The sequence below is a fragment of the Alkalibacterium sp. s-m-28 genome (genome assembly GCF_054658175.1).
On record NZ_BAAGIQ010000441.1, the window covers coordinates 1 to 255 of the forward strand.

Annotated in this window: 1 protein-coding gene; it reads right to left on the bottom strand. The window is 32.2% G+C overall.

The features are described from left to right. Positions 1-255 (bottom strand): tyrosine-type recombinase/integrase (locus ACYQ4S_RS12925; RefSeq protein WP_459771589.1); only part of this gene is annotated, 255 nt, incomplete at both ends.

A 255-nucleotide genomic window follows, 5' to 3' on the forward strand; every position in this document is an offset into this window, starting at 1 on the left:
TTCTACTGAGCTGTGACCTAAAAAATCTCTAACATTATAAATACTAACACCTGCATTGACTAAATGAGTAGCTTTACTGTGTCTTAAAATATGAGGAGATATTTTTGTTTCAATCCTGTCTGGTGTTCCTTCTCTAATGATATTAATATATTTATTCAGTATATATCCAATCCCTTGCCTGGTTAGACGTTCGCCACGACTATTTGTAAATAGTGGTCTTTCATTTTGTAATTGGTATAGACTCAAGTATTTCTT